The sequence below is a fragment of the Candidatus Andeanibacterium sp. genome (assembly GCF_057143545.1).
On the sequence record NZ_DBNHSF010000075.1, the window covers coordinates 1 to 5,089 of the forward strand.

Annotated in this window: 5 protein-coding genes; 1 reads left to right on the forward strand and 4 read right to left on the reverse strand. The window is 62.8% G+C overall.

What is annotated here, in order from left to right; translation table 11 throughout:
* From AC16XC_RS04710 to AC16XC_RS04725, 4 genes are all read right to left on the reverse strand, one after another.
* On the reverse strand, nucleotides 1-227 hold a 227-nt coding region (locus tag AC16XC_RS04710), incomplete at its 3' end, for an SMP-30/gluconolactonase/LRE family protein (RefSeq protein WP_484033488.1).
* A 114-nt stretch (nucleotides 228-341) separates the two neighbouring features.
* Nucleotides 342-1,034 (reverse strand): hypothetical protein, encoded by a 693-nt coding sequence (locus AC16XC_RS04715; protein ID WP_484033489.1) that lies wholly within the window; start codon nucleotides 1,032-1,034, stop codon nucleotides 342-344.
* A 134-nt stretch (nucleotides 1,035-1,168) separates the two neighbouring features.
* Nucleotides 1,169-3,919, reverse strand: coding sequence for a preprotein translocase subunit SecA (gene secA, locus AC16XC_RS04720; RefSeq protein ID WP_484033490.1), 2,751 nt, complete (start codon nucleotides 3,917-3,919; stop codon nucleotides 1,169-1,171).
* A gap of 94 nt (nucleotides 3,920-4,013) precedes the next feature.
* Nucleotides 4,014-4,286 (reverse strand): hypothetical protein, encoded by a 273-nt coding sequence (locus AC16XC_RS04725; protein WP_484033491.1) that lies wholly within the window; start codon nucleotides 4,284-4,286, stop codon nucleotides 4,014-4,016.
* An 88-nt stretch (nucleotides 4,287-4,374) separates the two neighbouring features.
* Between AC16XC_RS04725 and AC16XC_RS04730 the strand changes: the two genes are divergently transcribed.
* The coding region (locus tag AC16XC_RS04730) for a bifunctional ornithine acetyltransferase/N-acetylglutamate synthase (RefSeq protein ID WP_484033492.1) at nucleotides 4,375-5,089 on the forward strand (715 nt) is incomplete at its 3' end.

The window sequence follows — 5,089 nt, forward strand, 5'->3', positions numbered from 1 at the left end:
GCGAACGGCTCGACCGCGCCGCTCTCGAAATCGAGCACATGGACGCCGCTCACCAGCGCGACGATCGCGCCGCCTTGTTCCCGGAGCGCCATCGAACCGATCATGTCGGGTACCGCCCATGTTCGAAGATCGCCGCTCGCCGGATCCCAGCGAAAGACCTTCTTTTCGAGGATATCGATGTAATAGAGCGCCTGCTCGGCGACATCCCAGACGGGGCCTTCACCCACCTGGCACCGCGGTAGATCGAGCAGCGTGATCCTCAATGGCCCTCTCCCTTGCAGGCGAGAACCATAACAGGCGTTACAATTGCGGCAACTGCAACCGTCTGCTGCCTCGTCACCCTACTCCAAGCTATCCCCGGCCGCGGGTCCCGCGGGCGAAGCCGGAGCCGTAGGGCCTGAGGCGGTTTCAGGCGCAATCGCGGACGCGTCGGGCACGGCGCGGGTTTCCGCGGTCGGCTGGATCGCGCAATCCTGTACCCACAATTCGTCGCCGCCCTGGCCCATCCGCTGGCAGCTGACGGTCACGCGCTGGCCGGGAAGCAGTTTCTTGCCATCCTCGATCGCAAGTTGGGCGAGGTCGACGCCGAGCTCCGCTTCCGGATCGGAGGTTTTGAGGCGCAGGTCGAGGCTGCCGTAGCCGTCGGGCACGATGCGCACGAATTCGCCGCTGACTACCATTTCGCGCCCGCCAAACCGTTCGTTCGATCCCAAAGGGTCATCGCGATAGGCCTGGTACAATTGATCCGCCTCGATAGTCACCGCGCCGCGCTGCTCGCCCCGATCGACCATTCCGGGGCGGTCATCGGAATCGAAGTCCAGGTTGAACCAGCTGTTGCCCACCATCCCCAGTCCGAACAGAACGGCAGCGGCGATCACGAAGCCCTTGCGGTTGCTCTTCGGCTCACCATCCGTGCGCTGGCGCCGGCCCAGCTGGTGCTCGCTCTCGCGCAGACCGGGATCGGTCGGCGCCCCGCAGATATGGCAAAATTCCCGAAGGACCGGAACCTCGGCACCACATTTCTTACAACGCACCTTGTCTGGTCTCCCCGTCCGCCGCCAGCTGGCGCGTGTGCCGCGTCATAGAAGATTAGGCGCCCGCCGCCAATGCTCGCAATGACGGCTTACCTTCGAGAGGGGGGGCACAGGCCAGGAGAGGGAATTTGCACTCACTCCGCCGCGCCGTGACAATGCTTGTATTTGTTGCCCGAACCGCAGGGGCACGGCGCGTTCCGGCTGATCCGCATGTCCTTGTAGGGATTGTCCGTTACCGATCCGCCCGGGCCGACCGCCGCGCGCGGCGAACCGGCCAGCGAGCCGAACAGCGCTTCGCGCCCATACGATCCGTCGCCGTCATTGCTGTCGTCGTCGCCGGTGAAGGGATCGACATGGCCGGTGAGGAAGGCAGGCAGTTCGGGCAATGTTTCCCTTGGCGGCGGCGCGATGCGCAGCTGGCTGGTCATCAGGATGCGGGTGACATCCTCGCGCAGCACTTCGAGCATACGCTCGAACAGGCCGAACGCTTCCCGCTTGTATTCGTTGATCGGCTGCTTCTGGGCATAGCCGCGCAGGCCGACGACCTGGCGCAGCGCGTCGAGCGTGGCGAGGTGTTCCTTCCAGTGATGATCGAGCCGGTCGAGCAGGACCTGCTTCTCGACCTGCCGCCAAACCCCCGCTTCGGCCTCGCCGACCTTCTTTGCCATGACCGCGTCGGATTGTTCGATGATCCGCTGCTCAATGAGCTCGGGATCGAGCTCCTCTTCGGTCATCCACTGGTCGATCGGCGGACGCAGGCCGAACACTTCCTCGATCCGCTGCTTGAGGCCTTCGACATTCCATTGTTCCGGATAGGAACCCGGCGGGCAATTCTCGAACACTACCGAGTTGGCCGCGTCATGGCGCATATCGATCACCACATCGTCGACCGCTTCGCTGTCCATGATCTCCGCGCGCTGTTCGTAGATTACCTTGCGCTGGTCGTTCATCACGTTGTCGTATTCGACGACCTGCTTGCGGATCTCGTAATTGCGCGCCTCGACCTTCTTCTGCGCGGTCTCGATCGCCTTGGAGAGCCATTTCGAGCCGATCGCCTCGCCATCGGCGAGGTTCGAATTCATCATCCGCGAAAACAGCGTGTCCGAACCGAAAATGCGCAGCAAATCGTCCTCGAGGCAGAGATAGAAGCGCGACAGGCCGGGGTCCCCCTGGCGGCCCGAGCGGCCGCGCAGCTGGTTGTCGATCCGGCGGCTTTCGTGGCGTTCGGTGCCGAGCACAAACAGCCCGCCGGCTTCGAGCACCTTCTTCTTTTCGGCCTCGATTTCGGCCTTGATCCGGTCGATTTCCAACTGCCGCTTGGGATCGTCCTGCGGGATGTCCTTGAGCTCGTCCTCGATCCGGAAGTCGAGATTGCCGCCCAGCTGGATGTCGGTCCCGCGACCAGCCATGTTGGTGGCGATCGTCACCGCGCCGAGCCGCCCGGCCTGGGCCACGATACGCGCTTCCATTTCGTGAAAACGGGCGTTGAGGACGTTGTGCTTCACGCCCTCCTTCTTCAAAAATTCGGAGAGCATCTCGGATTTTTCGATCGAGACCGTGCCGACCAGCACCGGCTGGCCGATCCGGTTCTTTTCCTTGATCGATTTGGCGATCGCTCCGAACTTGTCCTTCGTGTTCTTGTAGAACTCGTCTTCCTCGTCGATCCGCGCGACCGGGACATTGGTCGGGATTTCGACCACGTTGAGCTTGTAGATATCGAAGAATTCCGCCGCTTCGGTCGCGGCGGTGCCGGTCATCCCGGCGAGCTTGGGATACATCCGGAAATAGTTCTGGAAGGTGATCGAGGCCAGGGTCTGGTTCTCGGGCTCGATCTTGACGCCCTCCTTGGCCTCGACCGCCTGGTGGAGGCCGTTCGACCAGCGCCGTCCTTCCATCATCCGCCCGGTGAATTCGTCGATGATAATGACCTTGTTCTCTTTCACGATATAGTCGGTATCGCGCCTGAACATGATGATGGCTCTCATCGCCTGGTCGAGGTGATGGACGACCTGGGTGTTCTCGACATCGTAGAGATTGTCGGTCGCCAGCAGCCCTTCGGCGATCAGAAGCTTCTCGATTTCCTCGGTGCCATCCTCGGTCAGGGTGACCTGCCGGGTCTTTTCGTCCTTTTCGTACCACTCCTCGGGGATCACCTTCACGATCTTGTCGATCGCAACATAGAGTTCGCTCTTGTCCTCGGTCGGGCCGGAGATGATCAGCGGGGTCCGCGCTTCGTCGATAAGGATCGAGTCGACCTCGTCGACTATCGCGAAATTGAACGGACGCTGCACCATCTGGCGGCGCTCGTGCTTCATGTTGTCGCGCAGGTAATCGAAACCGAGCTCGTTATTGGTCGCGTAGGTGATGTCCGCAGCATAGGCCTCGCGCCGCATCGCCTCGCCCATATTCGGCACGATCACGCCGACCGTGAGGCCGAGAAACCTGTAAATCTGGCCCATCCATTCGGCGTCGCGGCGGGCGAGGTAATCGTTGACCGTCACGACATGCACGCCCTTGCCTTCGATGGCATTGAGATAGACCGCGAGCGTGGCAACCAGCGTCTTGCCCTCGCCGGTCTTCATTTCGGCGATCTCGCCGCGGTGGAGCACGATCCCGCCGACCATCTGGACGTCGAAATGGCGCATGCCGAGGACGCGGATCGAAGCCTCGCGGACCGTGGCGAAGGCCTCGGGCAGGATGTCGTCGAGCGACTTTCCTTCCGCGAGCTGGTCGCGGAACTTTTGCGTCTGCGCCTTCAGCTCTTCGTCGGTGAAGGCCTGGATTTGTGGTTCGAGTGCGTTGATCGTGTGAACGATCTTGTCGAGCGATTTGACGTAACGGTCGTTGGACGAGCCGAAAATCGTTTTGGCAATGGCGCCGAGCATGGGCGTTTCCTGTCAGTCTGGAACTTGTGAGATGGTCGACCGCCGGCGCTCGTGGCGCGGCAGTGCTTCAACGCTGATGGATGGGCATCAGGCGCTATTCGCGCGCGCGATCGACCCCGAGCTGGACTGTCGGGACCTGCAAGACCACCGCTCTTAGGGAGCAACGCAGGACCGCCGATCTGGGCTTCGCCTTGCTGGTGGCGGATTTCTTGCCAAGTTCCGCCTGGTAAACCCGGCATTTGGCGACGCCCTGGCTCGCCAGCTCGACCCGGGCATCGGCGAGTGCGGCAATCCGCGCCTCGGCAGGGGCCGCCATCGCGGTCAGGCCCGATACGATCGCCAGCAGGGTGAACAGTTTGCGCAGCATGATGGGTGCCAGATAAGCGCTCGCCCGGCATTCGTCCACCTTGAAACCGCGTTTACCTGATGCGCGATTGTTTCTAGAGGCAGCGCCCATGGAACTTGAGAAATCGCCGCTTGCACTGCCCTTCCCCGACATTCCGCCGATCGCGGGCGTGACGCTGCGCATTGCGCACGCGGGATACAAGGATTGGGGCCGCTGCGACTTGACCTATGCCGAACTCGCCGAAGGCACGAGCGTGGCCGGCGTGTTCACCCGGAATGTCTGCTGCTCGAGCGAGGTCGAGCTGGGCCGCGAACAGGTCAAGGCGGGCAGCGCCCGGGCGCTGGTGGTCAATGCCGGGAACTCCAACGCCTTCACCGGCTATCGCGGGCGCGAGGCGGTCGAGCAGATCATGGACCAGGTGGCCGAACATCTTGGCTGCGCGCCGTCCGAAGTGTTCGTATCCTCGACCGGCGTGATCGGCGTGCCGCTGCCCAAGGACAAGGCGCGCGAAGGCGTTGCCAGGGTGCTCGAAGCCGAGCCCTGCAGCTGGGAAGAAGCCGCCGCCACGATCGGCACCACCGACACGTTCAACAAGGGGGCACTGGCGACCGCGGTGGTCGGCGGGAAGACGGTGACGCTCGCCGGGATCGTCAAGGGCTCGGGCATGATCGCGCCCGACATGGCGACCATGCTCGGTTATATCTTCACCGATGCCGCGGTCGAGCCCGCCTTTCTCCAGCACTTGCTGGCGGAAGCGAACAAGGGCACCTTCAACTGCATCACGGTCGACAGCGATACCTCGACCAGCGACACCGTGCTCGCCT